Raw genomic sequence first — 15,349 nt, 5'->3', positions numbered from 1 at the left:
AAATAACATGAGCGAGAGCCAACAGATGAGTAACAATGCTGACTTTTATCGGGCTTGGCCTCTTTGACGAATCTGATGTATCGGTCCGGGGAATGGATGCCATCAGATATGCCGACACGGTGTTTCTGGAAGTGTATACCTCAGTTCTTACCGGCGCTTCGATCGAACGGCTCGAAGCCTGTTACGGAAAAAAGATCACGCCTCTCTACAGGGAGGATGTGGAGATCCATGCAGATAAGATCCTCGATGCCGCCGAGTTTGGGAATGCGGTTTTTCTGACCGCAGGTGACTCGATGATAGCGACGACCCATTCGGATCTCCGTATCCGGGCGGCAGATCGAAACATTCAGACGAAAATCATTCACGGGGCCTCGATCACGACCGCGGTCTGCGGTCTTTCCGGTCTGCAGAACTATCGGTTCGGCAAATCCGTTTCCGTCCCGTTTCCGTACGGGAAATGGTTCCCGATGACCCCGATCGAGGTCATATCGGCAAACCAGAAGGAAAACCTCCACACGCTGGTCTTTTTAGATATTCAAAAAGACAAGGAACGCTACATGAAGATCTCCGAGGCGGTCGATCTGCTGGAAGAACAGGCCCGCCGCGTGGATGCAAAGATCCCGCTGTATGTCGGCATCGCCCGTGCGGGTTCGCCCGACCCAGCGGTCCATGCAGGAAGTGCCGAGGAGATGAGATCGTTTGAGTTCGGCTCCCCTCTGCATATTTTAATCGTCCCGGCAAAACTTCACGACATCGAGCGGGAGTATCTCGAGAGGTTCGCCGGTCTATGCTGATCGATGCATACGGGAAGATTTTTGCCGGGGATTCGCGTTCCGAGAAGACCGTGCCGAACGACACGGTTCTTGGACAGACCGCGGACGAGATCGCCGAGATGGTCTCCTGTTATGCATCGGACGGCAGGGTGTTTTACAAAAAAGGTGATCTGGTCAACGCCGCCGCCTCGTTTGCCTATGGCTCCGGCTGGCTGGATGCCGGTCGTTATCTAGGCTACCTCGCCGGCTCGCCGTCGGCTCCTCCAAAGATCGATGAATGCCTCCCGGAATCTCTTGCAGAGCATCTGATCGAGAAAACCTACCGGTATCAGAGGATGCTGACGAGCGCCTTGGACGGAGTTACTCCCGCGCCCGACCAAAAGACCGCGATGTATGCGGCGGCATGTATGATTTTTGAAACCGCCCACTCATATCTTGGCAGGGGGGCAGTTTATCTTCCGGATGATCTCATCAATGCTCTGGTGCTGTTTTCCTACGGATACGGCTGGCTTGACTGCGGGGTTCGTGTCGGTCTGTTTTCGATTTCCGGAGACCGGCATCTCTTCACCATCTAAAACAGTCTTTTCCGCCACTTTTTCACGAGCTTCAGCGTTTTCTCTTTGTATGGAGGATACCGAAGGGCGATGTCGGGTCTTGTTTTTCGGATCACGACCGTACGTTTCCTCGTGAATGTTTCCAGCGAATCTTTTCCGTGATACTTTCCCATCCCGCTTGTTCCGACCCCGCCGAAGGGTGAATTCTGGTTTGCAACCTGCATCATCACATCATTGATGCAGACTCCTCCGGAGGGATGAAGGTCAAGGAGGGTTTTGCAGAACTGTTTGTTCGCAGAAAAAATGTACAGAGCCAGCGGATCTTTTTTGATCAGCTGTTCAAGTTCATCTTTCCTATCCCAGGTGAGGATAGGGAGGATCGGACCGAAGATCTCATTCTGCATTATCGTGTCGGACATACCGGCTGACAAAATCGTCGGCGCGATCTTTCTTCCTGTCGGATCGTGTTCTCCTGCACGGAAGATGAGATTGTCCGGTGTTTCAAATGAAATCAGACGGTCATATGCCTCTTTTGTCACGATCTTTCCGTAGTCGCCATTTGTTGCCGGATTACTTCCGTAGAGGGTGACGATCTCTTCTTTGAGTTTTCTCACGAGTTCGTCCCGCACTGAGCTGTGTGCCAGCAGATAGTCCGGGGCAATGCAGGTCTGTCCGGCATTTGCAAACTTCCCCCAGGCGATCCGTTTTGCGGCTACGGAGATGTCGGCTGTCTCGTCGACGATGCATGCATTTTTCCCGCCAAGTTCCAGGGTCACCGGCGTGAGATGGATCGCCGCCTTTTCTGCAATCATTTTTCCGGCATCTTTCCCTCCGGTGAAGAAGATGTAGTCATACTGGGCATCCAGATCGACCTCATCCTCTACACTGACCCACTCTTCGGGAAAAACTTCCGCAAGGATCGTCCGGATCATTATCCCAGTCTCCGGGGATCGTCGGGATGTTTTTCCGATAACCACGTTTCCTCCGGCGATGATGCCTGCAAGCGGGAGCATGAAGAGATGGAACGGATAATTCCACGGAGACAAAAGGAGAGCAAGCCCGAACGGATCGTGACGAATAACAGTTTTTGCCGGAAAAAGCAGCAGGGGGGAGCGGACCTTCTCATCTCTCAGGAGTTTTTTCGTGTGCCTGATCAGGTAATCGATCTCGTGAAGGACAGGCGCGATCTCAAATGCGTATGCCTCGAACGGACATTTGCCAAGATCGGCAAACAGGGCGGCCGTGATCTCCGGTTCATGGTCCTCTATGGATGCACGGAGTTTTTGCAGAGCGAGGAGTCTGCGCTTTATCGGGAGCGTATTGCCGGCGTCAAAAAAATACCTGTGAGCTTCGATGGACATATGTTCCACTTGTGCTTCACAAAAATAAAAAGGGATCTATTGATTTTTCAACGTCTGGTGAAGGGTATGGATCCGCTTGCGGGCTGCAGTCGTTTCCTCATCTTCTTTTTCAAATGAGAGTGAGAGGATATCGCCGACGGTTGTGCCTGCCGGCAGGTTTTCCAGAGGGAACACTCCAAGCGGTCTCTCGCCTTTTGGAACGCGAAGCAGGAGCGCGGCTTTGTTGTTTTCTATTTCATCCACGGTCACGAGCAGCTTCATACCCTGATCCCGTCTCCCGACACGAGAATATTTCCTGCGATATGTTCGTTTCTAGTGACGACGGAGTAGACTGATCCGTCGGTCGTCACAACCACATCCCCGTCAAGATCGGTCCGGTAGATATGGTCGGTGTATTTTGCGAACCGTGTCAGGGCTTCGATATGCGGATGACCGTACTCATTGTCTGCACCAAGACTCATGACGATGACGTTCGGGCTGACTGCTTTGAGGAATGCATCCGTGGATGCGGTCGAACTACCGTGATGTCCGGCTTTCAGAATTTCCGCATCAATCGAGGTTCCGGTGGAGAGAATGTAAGCCTCGGCCTTCTTTCCGGCATCTCCCGTGAGAATAAATGAGACATTCCCGTAGGTTACGTTGAGAACGATGGAGTTTTCGTTGATATCGGGCGATGATCCGGTCATAATCAGATCCTGCGGCGGGGAGAGGATCTCGATTTTCACGCCGTTCCATGGTGATGGAATAACATCTCCTTCTCTGACAAGAGAGTAACTGACATTTTCGTCAGAGATGTACTGCAGGAGATTTTCATATGTTGCGGATGTATGTTCCACACCGTTGTCATAGACAACTCCCACGTCGTAGGCCGCGAGAACATCCTTTGCTGAACCGATGTGATCATAGTCCTGATGGGTTAGCAGCAGGAACTCCAGTTTGTCGACGCCAAGCGAATCAAGGTATGCGAATATTGCCGAGCGTGATTCGCGAATCGAAGGGGACATCGTCTCTCCTGCATCGATCAGCGCATATGTTCCGTCTTTGGCAAGAAGTATCGCATCCCCCTGCCCGATATCGATGACATGCATGGAAAATGCGTGCTCATCGGTGATCAGCGGGGCAAGCGGTGTTGAACCCCCGAAGCCGCCAAGTTCCGCACCTCCAAAGATGACTACAGCGGCGATAACGAGCAGACCTGCGATAAGGCTGATGATCTTTTTCTGTGCCGAAGCTGATGAACGCCGTTTTCTGCCTGATCTCTTTGCCATATGAGGTAATGATATGAACACTGAAGAAAAAAAGAGATTGGTTTGGGTATTTTGGATTATGCGTTCTTTACAGAGCCCGCAGTCCAGGAAAGGATCATCGCAAGGACCAGAACGATGAGTGCCGCAATGATGGTTCCGTCAAGCATCTGAAGGAAGGATGCTGAGTAGTTGTCCGAGGCTCCCGCAAGGAAGATGTTTTTCAGGATGGAAACGATCCCGATGGAAATTGCCATTCCAAGCATTCTGGTGGTGGAAAGCGTTCCTGAAGCCATTCCAAACTCCTGGCGTGTCACGGAGTTCATAATGGCAGTGCTGTTGGGCGTTACAAAGATCGCGATACCTACTCCGAAGAGTGCCTGAACCGCGATCATGCTCCAGATGGCTGTTTCCGTACCGCAGGTAAGCAGAACGATCATTCCTATACTGATGATGAGCAGTCCCGTGGTCGTTGCATACTTCGGCGGGGCGTTTTTGATGAGCCGGTCGATCGCGGTGAGGATCAGAGATCCGATTCCAAATGCGGCGATGCTTGCCGAGAGGATCGCTCCGGTCAGCCAGACAGGTTCCGCGGAAGCTGCGCCCATAAGGAATGCTCCTGCAATTCCTGCGATGGTGAGAAGTACGCCGGAAGCAAGAAGCCATCTTGGGAGAAGGTGATCATAGAATCTGCCCGCCACGATTGTGAATAATACGAGGATCAGTCCCTGTGTGGTGACGATAAGGGCACGCGGGAGCGCGTCTGTTATTCCCCAGACATTTGTCATGTAGAGCGAGACAAGGGACCCCATTGCATAGATAGCCACATAATACAGCAGGTTTGCCGAGTTGTTGAAGGTGAATCCCCTGTTGTGCAGGATCAGGTTGATTGGAATAAGGGGATTTGCATTCCTCTTTTCATAGAAGAAGAATGCGATCAGAAGAATGATCCCTACGATAAGAATCCCGAATGCTTCCGCGTTTGGCTGTTTGGAAAATCCATAGAGCGAAAGCGCCATGCCGATCATAAATAGAACAGCTCCGATCCAGTCGTAAGGACCTTTGTCGGTCGGCTGATCACGCGGAATGAAGGGAAGTGCAAGGAAGAAGGAGAGAAGCGCCACGGGACAGAGGATGAGATATACCATCGACCAGCCGAAGACATCGGTCAGTGCTCCGGCAAGCAGAGGTCCGGCGAGCTGTCCCATAAAGACGCCGGTCATGGCGATCCCTATTGCGGTGCCTCGCAGTTCGATTTTCACGGCCGATGCAAGCAAAGCTATCGCGGTTCCAAACATCAGCGCATTTCCGATGCCCTCTATCGCCCGCATCATCAGGACCATTTCGCCTGACGTTGACATCCCAACCCCGAGTGATCCTATGCCGAGCAGAAGGACACCAATACAGAAGAACCACTTCTTGCTGAATTTATCGGCAAGTCTTGCCGCAGGTATAAGAAAAATCGTGGATGTGAGCAGGTAGACGGTAAGGATCCAGCCGTAAAGACCCCAGTAGTCAGGTCCCATCGTATATCCCAGTCCGTTCAGCATATTCGGGAGGGCGATGTTCGTCGCTTCTCCGATGAACGGGGGCAAAAAGCAGGCAATTCCGACTGTTATGGCAATAAGATATTGTTTTGCACTCAGACGCAATGTTTCCATATACATCTGTATTGTTTTTTGGATGTATTAATGAGTGTCTATTTTGCGTTGTTACTCAAAAAAGAGTTCGATCAATTACGTCTGCGGCCTTCTCTGACGATCTCATCAGCTCTGTTCTCATTCAGACCTGGTGCAAGAAATCGCCACTCGCTTTTTATCTCCCGTTCATCTGCTGGATCCCTATATTTCATGAGCATCGTTACGGCATGCATGCAGGTTTTGCAGAGGGGGACGGTGTTTTCTGGATCGGATTCTTCACCGAATCGGAACTGCTGATGAGGAACCGAAGTGTCTGCTCCGCAGAGATAGCAGACGTTTGGGTGATATCTCACCGTCTGCTTTTTTGGATTCGGTTTTTCTTCGAGGAAGAAAGGAGCGGGTTCATCATCTGATCTTCCGATCACCGATTTATCTCTGGCGAACGTCTGAGACGTCGGATATGTTTCTTCAGAGGGTTCTGGATCGAAAACTGCCGGCTCGCTCATCTCCCGAGGCTCTTTTTCAAAAATGTCATCTTCAGAGGTATCCGTTATCCTATGAGAATGTTTTTCTCCCTCAGGTGTACGAGCATGATCTTTTGTAGGGAATTCTGGGGGTCGTCCTGATGATTTTCCCTGACCGAAGATCCCTGACAAAAACCCTCTTTTTTTTGGTTTGTCCGCCCGTCCGTCCGCCGTCAGGGCATCGATGCCGTAACCAGATAATGGTCCATGATTCGCTTCGTCATAGACGCTCGACGAACCTGTGTGTTCTTTTGATCCAAGAATAGGATTATTTTTTCTGATCTTTTTTGGTTTTTCACTGCTGATGGATCCGCCTAATGGATCAAACTCCTTTTTTCGTGCCAATTCAATGATCCCCTGTTATAGGGAATATACATTTTCGTTTACTTAATACCTCTGTCCCTTCTATCCAGATTTTTTCAGATTGCGTGTTCATTCCTGTATTTGAGATTTGGATCTCTCTACTTTTCGTACAAAAAGAATACATACTAGTGAGAGGTATTGTATAGTATCAGAACTAATTCTGATTAACACGAGAGTGATTCTATGAAAAAGACTTCCTATTTGTTTATTGCTCTGATCGTCCTCTTTCTCTTCGCCGGTGCTGCATCAGCACAAACCATTGGCGGTGACAAAGGTGTCGTTCAGGTAACCTGTGATGTGAACGGGGCATCCGCCTCTCTGATTTCCATCAACGGTGATGTTGTTGAGACCAAGACCATTACCAACGGTATGGCTGAGTTCTACGTGTACACGACCGGCACTCCTGTGAATCAGGTCATTGTTTCTGCAGACGGTTATTACACTGCCAGTGCCTCCGTCTCCGTCCCGGCAGCCGGCGAGACCACTGTTGTCCCGGTAACGCTTGAGGCAAAACCGGTTGGCGGCGACCGCGGTTTCCTCCAGGTAAACACCAATGTCATTGGAGCAAAAGTTGATGTTATGTCGTCAGGTTCAGTCGGCTATTCCGGATACACCGATGTTGACGGCAAGATCCAGTTTGCTGTGTATACGACTGGTACACCAATTAACTCTGTTGTCGTCTCGGCACCCGGATGGGTCACCCAGACCGTTTCAGTAACTGTCCCTGACAAAGGTCAGACTGAGATCGTCAATATTGAGATGGTTTCCACTAACCCTATAATTGGCGGCGACCAGGGCGTTATCAGCGTTACCAGCAATGTTGAAGGCGCAAAAGTCGAGCTGATCTCCATCTCCGGTTCTGTCGGTTACACAGGTATGATCTCCAACGGTAAAGCAGATATTGCGGTTGTCACGACCGGAACCCCGGTCAATCAGGCACGTGTCTCCGCGACCGGTTATCAGACCGCCACTGTCGGGGTAATCATGCCGTCAAAAGGTGAGACCCTTACCTTCAATGCTCCGCTGAACGCAACACCCGCATCCCCGATGGGCTTTGCCATACTCGGTCTTCTTGGTGTAATTGGTGTAGTTGCTTTAGTCCGCAGGGACTAATCTTATTTTTTTCTTTTCTCATTCACATTTCCTGTCAACGGGATTTAATATCTCAAAGTTCTATTCTGATTACAGCTATGAGTGATTTGGAACCGATCGATAATCCGGAAAGCTGGTTTTCAGCTGGTGAACGTGAACGTGATGCAGGAAATCTCCGTCAGGCTCAGTTGTGCTTTGAGCGGGCAGTCGTTCTCGATCCGCACAATGCAGTGTACTGGTCAGAATTAGGGCTCGTGATGCATGAGAACAATGATGAGACCGGCGATCCCCTCCGCTGTATTCGCCGTGCGCTCGAACTGGATCCGCGTTGTGCTGCGATCTGGTGCGCGAAAGGTGTCGTTCTCTTTCGTCAGGGAGATCCGCAAGCTGCAGTGGTGGCATTTCAGCGGGCAACGAAACTTAATCTTCGTGAGGCTGATTACTGGATGAATCTTGGTCTTGCCTACGCAGCTCTCGAAGAGTACAATAATGCTCTTCAGGCATTTGAGATCGGCATCGAACTTGTACCAACCGATGCAGGATTCTGGGAAAGAAAAGGAACGGTCCTTCGTGAACTTGGCGAAAAAGAACGCTCAGAGATATGTCTGGCCAATGCCCGCCGCTTTTCCTGAGGGCATAATCATCTTAAGGTCTCTTCAGGAACATATGCTCACACAGGCCTGATTACGCCTGCAGTTTCGAGTTTATGATAGAGGTATCCGTCCCGCACTCCGGATCTGCTGATGATCACCTTCTTACTTCCATAATATCCAGCGATAGTCTGGAGGATGATCATTCCAGGAATGAGCGTGTGGATCCGTTCGGGAGCCACGTTGAGGATGTATGATATTGCGGTTTTTCGATCTCCATCTGCCAACTCGATCATTTTCTGAAGATCATTGATGGTGTATTCTATTCCAGGAGCGTCTTTGCCATTCAGTTCGCGGTTCAGGCGGCAGCTTGCCCGGACCGTCCCCCCGACGCCGCAGATGGCTGTTGCAGGAATATGTTTACAGGATGCAGGAATCAAATCGAGTTTGGTCTTCACCTCCTTTTCGATACGTTTACGCTCCGCAGGAGTCGGCAGAAGATCTGAAATGAATGAGGTGTAAGCATTCAGGGAACCGATCTGCATCGATTCGGTGGTGAGGATCTCGTTATTCTGATAAAACACCAGTTCAGTACTCCCGCCGCCAATATCCACCAGAAGGCCGTCATGCATATCAACGGTCTGCAAAGCTCCATAGTAGTCGAAAACCGCCTCTTCTCTGCCGCTTAGGACATCAACATCGAATCCTGTATGTTTTCTGATCTCCTCGGTTACTTCCAGCGTATTCTCGATATTTCGAAGCGATGCCGTGGCAAATACATACAGACGCTCCACTCTCACACTCTCCAGTATCATTTTGAAGTCATGTAAGACATCCACTGCTTTTTTTATCCCTTCTGGTGTCAGACGCCGTTTTTTTACATACCCGACGAGTCCTGCTGTATGTTTTTTACTGAGTTTCGGCTCAAGAGCGCTGCCGTTTACGTTGTACAGTACCAGACGTACCGTATTGGAACCAAGATCTATCACGCCGTACATTGTTTTGGTTTCTCCCTCGCCATGCTCTGGTTATAGCTTACACGTGAAGATTCTTAATAGTGTGCTATAGAAAAAAAGAGGAGTGCAGTGAAATTTTCAGTTATTGAATTCTCTGATGACGTTGACCATCTCGATTGCCCCCACCGCGGCATCGAAGCCTTTGTTTCCTACCTTTGATCCGGCGCGTTCAATCGCCTGTTCAAGATTATCTGTTGTCAGAACACCAAACATGACCGGAATTCCGGATCTCAGCGAGACGGTCGCGATACCTTTTGTCACCTCATTACAGACATAGTCGTAGTGGCTTGTTGATCCGCGGATCACGGCTCCCAGACAGATGACCGCGTCATACTTTTTGGACGCCGCCATTTTTTCGGCGATCAGCGGGATCTCGAATGCTCCGGGGACCCAGGCGATCTCTATGTCGTCATCTGCCACATCATGCCGTTTTAGGGCATCCAATGCCCCTCCAACCAGTTTTGCTACGATAAACTCATTGAATCTTGCTGCAACTATACCTATTTTAATGTTTTTTGAAACCAGCTTTCCTTCGTAAACTTTCACACTAATCACCTTAACAGTCCATTGGACTCATCTTTTTCTGTTCAACTGCAAGAGCCGAAGCCTCCTGCTCTCTCCGGTATGTCTGGAGGTCTTTGATGGTCACAAAGATCAGATTATACTTCTTCGCCATCGAGATAAGCTCGGGAGTCCGCATCATTTCTCCATTGTCCGCCATGATTTCACAACAAAGTCCTGCCTCCTTAAGTCCCGCCAGTTTCATGAGATCGACGGTCGCTTCGGTGTGTCCTTCACGTTCGAAGACGCCGTTATCTTTTGCAACAAGCGGGAACATATGCCCCGGTCTTCGAAAATCGCCAGGGCGTGCCAAAGGATCGATACATTTTCGTGCCGTGATGCCGCGTTCTACCGCGGAGATGCCGGTGGTGGTGTCGACATGATCGATGGAGACAGTGAATGCTGTTTCGTGATTGTCGGTATTTTTTATCACCATCGGCGGGAGAGAGAGTTTCTCGGCGAGCTGTCCCGACATCGGCATGCAGATCAGCCCTCTGCCGTATTTCGCCATGAAGTTGACATTTTCCGTAGTGGCATGTTCGGCGGCACAGATCAGGTCACCTTCATTTTCTCTGTTTTCATCGTCGGTGACGATGATCATCCTCCCATTTCTGAGAGATTCCAGCGCTTCTTCGATTGTGTTAAATGTAAACATGGCTAAAATCCTGCTTTGCTGAGGTATTCCTCGGTTATGACACATCTTTGCGGTTCGCTCTTCTGCATTCGGGTGATGAACCGTTCAACGTATTTGCCAATCATATCACACTCCAGATTCACAGTCTCTCCCTGAGATTTTGTGAGAAGGGTCGTGGATCGTTCCGTGTGGGGAATAACGGCAATGCTGAATGAATTCTGAGTTGTGGATGCCACTGTAAGGCTGATGCCGTCAACTGCGATGGATCCTTTTTCAACGATGTATTTCAGAATGCTGTTATCAGCGGTAATGGTGACCCAGACGGTTTTTCCATCCCGGCGGATCATTGAGATAATTCCTGTTCCGTCAACATGACCGGTGACGATGTGCCCGCCGAAACGACCGTTTGCCGCCATGGCACGTTCAAGATTCACGAAACTTCCAGCTCTGAGTGCTCCAAGAGAAGTCCGTGCGAGTGTTTCGCTTGTGGTATCGGCATCGAAACTCTGCCCGGCAAGTTTGCTTACGGTAAGACAGACGCCGTTCACTGCCACACTGTCCCCTAGACGCAGGTCTTCAAAGATCCTGTCGCCTCTGATGGAAAGTATCGAGGAGTTTTGACCTTGCATGATCCTGGTCACTGTTCCGATCTCCTCTACGATTCCGGTAAACATGATCTTTGACTCCTGTGCAGGTTGAACCAGCCTGATTATCTATTCAACCCTCAGCTATTTAATCGTTATCAATTTTGAGTTTCAAATCAAAAATGAGTTAAAATGATTTTTGACCTGCCTGATGCCGGTGCTTTCCGGCTCTATGCAGCTTGATTCCCTCACGTATTTACTATGGCTGGCAGCGTCACGAAAAATCATAAAATAAAAACAAAAACAGTGGACCCGAAGGGATTCGAACCCCTGACCTCCGCCATGTAAGGGCGACGTCATAACCACCTAGACCACGAGTCCAAATTACCTTACTAAATACTATTTACGGAGTTATTAATCCTGCGGAAAAGGAGTGGGAATGATCCCGACCCGATTTCTGTCTTATGCAAGACCGAATGACTTCAGGGTAACAGCGGTGTCGACCTTTCCGACCTGATACACTTTGCCCGTGGAGACTTCGTTGATGATGACTTCGGCCGGTGAGAACAGGCTCTTGTCGATCTTGTAGAAGTCGTATCCTGCTTCCTTGAAGATCTCATTGAACGGTTTGCCGTATCCGTTCGATGAACAGCTGGGGATCTTCTCAAGATAGTCGACGATCTCCGGAGCATTCATCGTCAGGTTGATCTGTCCGTGGTAGATGGTTGCGTCGTTTGTAACGCCCATGGCGAGTTTTGCTCCTCGTACCGGCGGGATCGGGGCAGTACCTGCGGCCGCAATGATCTTTGTCGTGTCAAAGCCGAGTTCGTTCAGTTTGTACACTGCGGTCTCGACGCAGCGTCCGGCGACCTGAATAGAGCCGACGATGGATGACGTCGGGGCAACGAGTGCGCAGACGTTCGCGACATCGACCTTACACTTCTCTGCGATCATCTCCATGACCGCTCCGCTTGGCAGACGGTCTGCTTCAAGACAGATCACTGCTGCATCTGAGTCATCCTCATAGCCGATCACTTCATAGGTGTGTTTCGGCTGAAGGGACAGGGCGCGTGCGGGTCCGGATCCCATTGCGAAGAAGTTGTCAAGTTTCACGGTCCAGCCGGCTTTCTGTGAGCCGAGGCAGGAGATCGCCGGGAAATCGGTGTTCACATCGATGAAGGTCATCGGGAACTGGCCGACCATACCCTGACGGAAGGCAATGTCTCCAAGGCCGCCCATACAGATGCGGGTGAAGTAGTCACCTGCTCCGTATCCGCCTGGGACACTCACACCACAGTCGACCACACGGGAACCGTTGTCGAGTTCGTGGTATGCAACATTAAACAGATCTGCGTTCTCTACGAGTTCTTCGAAGAGATCAAGTCCAAGTTCGTTTACACTTACCAAAATAAATCACCCTAAGGAATATTATTCAGATATGGGACCGTCAAATAGATAAGAGTTATGAGTCGGGATCGTTTCTCTCAGTTCTTCTTCTGCAGGAGCTTACTGACCCGTTCTTTCTCATATCTGAGGTTCACATAGCGTTTTCTCCCGCTCCCTTTATTAGCATAGTCAACGGTGATCACCCGGAGATGATCGAGTTTTTCGACGATCTCATTGAATCGGGTAAGCTTTGGAGCATCCTTCGTCATCGATCTGCGAAGGTCTCCGGTCGTCAGCAGCGTTTGTGTGCCTGTCATCTTCACCAGCTGTTCGAGGATCTGGAGTTCATCCGGAGAAAGAGTTTTGATCGTTCCGGCAAGATGGAGGTCCTGTGAAGCTGACGCGGCTTTTTGCAGATCTTCCTGCGTGACCGCTCTTCTTGCATCCGTTTCCGCGTACATTACTGCGCGTTTGATCATATCCAGACCTATGCGGATGTCTCCGCAGCGCATCGTCCGGTCCACGATATAATCCAGCTGTTCTGAGGTGAGAACGTTTGGGTAGAGACCCTGGGCGACCCGCTGTGAGAGGATCCCTGCCACCTCTGCAGCGCTGTATGGTTCGAAGTTGACCGTCTCGTATCTGAAAACCGAGGCGACCCGTGCATCAAGTATGGACTCGAGGAGGATATCCGGGTCGCTGATGACGACGATCACCCCGATCGCTATCTTTTGGTAAACTTCGTGGATACGCAAAGCAGCGTAGAGAACATTGTTGAACTCTTTATTGTAAATCAGATAGTTCGCATCATCCAGACAGATAAGCGGGATCACTTCCTCCTTCTCAACATATTTTGCGAGCATGTCCATGAGAGTTTTGAAAGCGGTTCCTGAGGGCGGCTGCCTGTTTTTTGTCAGTTTCGTATATATCCGGGAAAAAACTGCATACTCTGTGCTGTCGATCTGGCAATTGATATGGATCGGAACGATTTTTGTTGCCGCTCCCTCCACCTCTTCAAAAAATTTCTTAACAGATGTGGTTTTTCCGGTGCCGGGAACACCCCTGCAGATTGTATTTAGGATGCTTCCGCCGATCAGGGCGGGTTTGACGGCAAATGCCAGTCTTTCGATCTGTTCGTCGCGGTAATCAAACTGCTCGGGGACATACGTGATCTCAAAGACTTCTATGTCTCTGAAGAGGGTCTGATCCCACATGAGCAGATTTTTTTTCATTTTATCCTCATTTCATACATTTTTTACAGAGTGTCTTCCCCATAAAAAGATTGGAGACGTCACGCTGCACTTTGGATACCGGAACCCCGCATTTCTCACAGACAAATTCTCCTTCATGGATCTCCGGTGTTTCCTTATTTTGGGTCGCGATCTCAGTCTGATCATCCTCCTCTGACTCTTCGGGCTGGATGATCCTTGTATCCTCCAGGATATCCGGGGGGATCTCCTCCCCCTCCTCGTCCACCGGATGGATGAGCGGAACTTCCTCCATTGGGAAGTAGCCGCTTTCCAGATCTTCCGGCGCGTCCCGTTCAAGCACCCGTTCTTTATATCTCTCGACCGCCGCTCTGGTTACGGTATCCTGCACACCGAATTCATCCAGGGTCTGTCCGAGAAAATCGACGAGCTCTCTTACTGCGCCCTCATCCTCGGCTATGTCGGAAACTTCGACCCTCAGGCTCTCATAATTGCCCAGATTGATCGTCACTCCAATCGTAACTGTTCTCTTGTCTACCATAAGCAGTATGATGTGTTAACGTATGTTTTGCAAAGAATTAATGATACTGATGAATGATATAATAGTTAATCGGACAGATGATGAAAGTTACCCCCGCTGAACCGCAAGGTCATGATGATGCGTGGTCCTGATGTCCCATCACTTTTCTTTATCCATGCTCGCTGGATCTTTGTGATCGCAATCTCCGGTTTTTTCATCTTCCCCTCCAAATAATGTACCCTGCATGGCAAAACGCGGTCTGAAAAAATGTGTCGTCTACCCTCAAATCGTCCCTACGGATGAGTCTGATACGATTTCAGCGCAGATCACGTTTCCATATCGTCATCTTAACTACTCATTTACAATTGAGATCCCGCTTTCTCTTTACAAGGGCGCAAAAAGATCGGGAAAGTCCGCCAAAGTTCCGGCAGGGATCCAGGATGCCTGGCTTGCCGGATATTATGCAGCCTTCACTCTCGATCCTTGTCTGAACCGTGTGTATCAGACTCTTCTGTCCAAATTTCGCAAAATCAGAAATGAGCGAAACCTGAATGATGATGAATATCTGGAACTTTTGACTGCGTATGTTCAGTCTCTTCCGTATGACACGGAAAAACTTTCTTCAATCGATCCTGCACCCCGCTTTCCGGTCGAAACGATCGTTGACGGCACCGGGATCTGCAGCGACAAGTCCCTTCTTCTTGCAGGTCTTCTCTCTCACGAAGGGTATGCGGTCTCAGTTCTCCAGTTTGCAAAAGAGAATCATCTTACAGTCGGTCTGCCCGCCCCGCCCGGATATGATTTCGCCGGGTGCGGTCATGCGGTCGTCGAAACCACTGCGATATCATATATCGGTCATCCTGCCGGTGAGTACGCCGACACAACGTCAAGGCCAAAGGTTTTTCCGATCGGGCACGGCACAAAGCGGTACGGCAGTATCCGGGATGTCGCCAAGATCCTTGAAATGCTCGATTCTCTCAATGAAAAGATATCTGAGAACGGGACGCTTACTTTGGAGATCGTCCGTCTTCATGAAAAACTTCTCGATCTTAAAGATGAACTTACGCGGTCCAGTGACGAACTCCTGGTTTTGTCTGCCGAAGAAAAAATTCAGGAGTACGAAGCGCTTCGTCATCGCCACAACGCCAATGTTGCCCGTCTTAAAAAAATGATCGACTCCTACAACAGACTTGTGGGCGAGTATCAGAAACTCGCCGGCCTTGCCGAGTTCATTAAACATAACCGGCTGGATCGTCCGGCTGTCTCCCGCAAACTCAACTCGGCCGTGGATTAATTTCC

17 protein-coding genes and 1 tRNA gene are annotated in these 15,349 nt (G+C 50.0%); 5 read left to right on the top strand and 13 right to left on the bottom strand.

Features of this window, described 5'->3' with window-relative positions; all coding sequences use genetic code 11:
* The first annotated feature begins 35 nt into the window (after positions 1-35).
* Complete coding sequence (dph5, locus tag H575_RS00190; protein WP_042696369.1) at positions 36-794, top strand: diphthine synthase; 759 nt, start codon at positions 36-38, stop codon at positions 792-794.
* Positions 788-1,348: a DUF357 domain-containing protein gene (locus H575_RS09460; RefSeq protein ID WP_211213848.1), complete on the top strand. Its 561-nt coding sequence runs from the start codon at positions 788-790 to the stop codon at positions 1,346-1,348. Before dph5 ends, H575_RS09460 begins: the two co-directional genes overlap by 7 nt.
* On the opposite strand, the gene H575_RS00180 is transcribed toward H575_RS09460, so the two are convergent.
* The 5 genes from H575_RS00180 to H575_RS00160 form a co-directional block, all read right to left on the bottom strand.
* A complete protein-coding gene (locus H575_RS00180; RefSeq protein WP_281166560.1) occupies positions 1,345-2,697 on the bottom strand; it encodes an aldehyde dehydrogenase family protein in 1,353 nt (450 codons plus the stop codon). The two genes, H575_RS09460 and H575_RS00180, sit on opposite strands and share 4 nt — an antisense overlap.
* A gap of 27 nt (positions 2,698-2,724) precedes the next feature.
* The gene (locus H575_RS00175) at positions 2,725-2,949 is read right to left on the bottom strand and encodes a DUF3006 domain-containing protein (protein WP_052319874.1); all 225 of its coding nucleotides are present in this window, start codon (positions 2,947-2,949) and stop codon (positions 2,725-2,727) included.
* Complete coding sequence (locus H575_RS00170) at positions 2,946-3,956, bottom strand: ComEC/Rec2 family competence protein (RefSeq protein WP_052319873.1); 1,011 nt, start codon at positions 3,954-3,956, stop codon at positions 2,946-2,948. The genes H575_RS00175 and H575_RS00170 overlap by 4 nt, the downstream gene beginning before the upstream one ends.
* Positions 3,957-4,012: 56 nt before the next feature.
* The gene (locus H575_RS00165; protein WP_081406586.1) at positions 4,013-5,599 is read right to left on the bottom strand and encodes an MFS transporter; all 1,587 of its coding nucleotides are present in this window, start codon (positions 5,597-5,599) and stop codon (positions 4,013-4,015) included.
* Between the two features lie 65 nt (positions 5,600-5,664).
* Positions 5,665-6,441, bottom strand: coding sequence for a hypothetical protein (locus H575_RS00160; RefSeq protein ID WP_042696366.1), 777 nt, complete (start codon positions 6,439-6,441; stop codon positions 5,665-5,667).
* 201 nt (positions 6,442-6,642) lie between these two features.
* On the opposite strand from H575_RS00160, the gene H575_RS00155 reads away from it, so the two are divergent.
* Together H575_RS00155 and H575_RS00150 are read left to right on the top strand one after the other, a co-directional pair.
* Positions 6,643-7,572: a hypothetical protein gene (locus tag H575_RS00155; protein WP_042696365.1), complete on the top strand. Its 930-nt coding sequence runs from the start codon at positions 6,643-6,645 to the stop codon at positions 7,570-7,572.
* A gap of 77 nt (positions 7,573-7,649) precedes the next feature.
* The gene (locus H575_RS00150; protein ID WP_042696364.1) at positions 7,650-8,183 is read left to right on the top strand and encodes a tetratricopeptide repeat protein; all 534 of its coding nucleotides are present in this window, start codon (positions 7,650-7,652) and stop codon (positions 8,181-8,183) included.
* A gap of 38 nt (positions 8,184-8,221) precedes the next feature.
* On the opposite strand, the gene H575_RS00145 is transcribed toward H575_RS00150, so the two are convergent.
* From H575_RS00145 to H575_RS00110, 8 genes are all read right to left on the bottom strand, one after another.
* Complete coding sequence (locus tag H575_RS00145; protein WP_042696363.1) at positions 8,222-9,139, bottom strand: Ppx/GppA phosphatase family protein; 918 nt, start codon at positions 9,137-9,139, stop codon at positions 8,222-8,224.
* Between the two features lie 96 nt (positions 9,140-9,235).
* Positions 9,236-9,703 carry a 6,7-dimethyl-8-ribityllumazine synthase gene (gene ribH, locus H575_RS00140; protein ID WP_042696362.1) on the bottom strand — a complete coding sequence of 156 codons (468 nt, stop codon included), beginning with the start codon at positions 9,701-9,703 and terminating at the stop codon, positions 9,236-9,238.
* A gap of 10 nt (positions 9,704-9,713) precedes the next feature.
* A complete protein-coding gene (gene ribB, locus H575_RS00135) occupies positions 9,714-10,373 on the bottom strand; it encodes a 3,4-dihydroxy-2-butanone-4-phosphate synthase (RefSeq protein WP_042696361.1) in 660 nt (219 codons plus the stop codon).
* Positions 10,374-10,375: 2 nt separating this feature from the next.
* A complete protein-coding gene (locus H575_RS00130; RefSeq protein WP_042696360.1) occupies positions 10,376-11,026 on the bottom strand; it encodes a riboflavin synthase in 651 nt (216 codons plus the stop codon).
* A 217-nt stretch (positions 11,027-11,243) separates the two neighbouring features.
* Positions 11,244-11,317, bottom strand: a tRNA-Val gene (locus H575_RS00125).
* An 81-nt stretch (positions 11,318-11,398) separates the two neighbouring features.
* The gene (gene mch / locus H575_RS00120) at positions 11,399-12,343 is read right to left on the bottom strand and encodes a methenyltetrahydromethanopterin cyclohydrolase (protein WP_042696359.1); all 945 of its coding nucleotides are present in this window, start codon (positions 12,341-12,343) and stop codon (positions 11,399-11,401) included.
* A 77-nt stretch (positions 12,344-12,420) separates the two neighbouring features.
* Positions 12,421-13,554 carry an ORC1-type DNA replication protein gene (locus tag H575_RS00115; protein ID WP_042696358.1) on the bottom strand — a complete coding sequence of 378 codons (1,134 nt, stop codon included), beginning with the start codon at positions 13,552-13,554 and terminating at the stop codon, positions 12,421-12,423.
* A gap of 7 nt (positions 13,555-13,561) precedes the next feature.
* A complete protein-coding gene (locus H575_RS00110) occupies positions 13,562-14,071 on the bottom strand; it encodes a hypothetical protein (protein WP_143745018.1) in 510 nt (169 codons plus the stop codon).
* A 223-nt stretch (positions 14,072-14,294) separates the two neighbouring features.
* On the opposite strand from H575_RS00110, the gene H575_RS00105 reads away from it, so the two are divergent.
* Positions 14,295-15,344, top strand: a complete 1,050-nt coding sequence (locus tag H575_RS00105; protein WP_042696356.1) for a hypothetical protein — start codon at positions 14,295-14,297, stop codon at positions 15,342-15,344.
* The last annotated feature ends 5 nt before the right edge of the window (positions 15,345-15,349 follow it).

The organism is Methanocorpusculum bavaricum DSM 4179, from assembly GCF_000430905.1.
Taxonomy (GTDB): Archaea; Halobacteriota; Methanomicrobia; order Methanomicrobiales; family Methanocorpusculaceae; genus Methanocorpusculum; species Methanocorpusculum parvum.
Note: the sequence above shows the minus strand (reverse complement) of the source record. Positions and strands in the feature narration are given on the sequence as shown.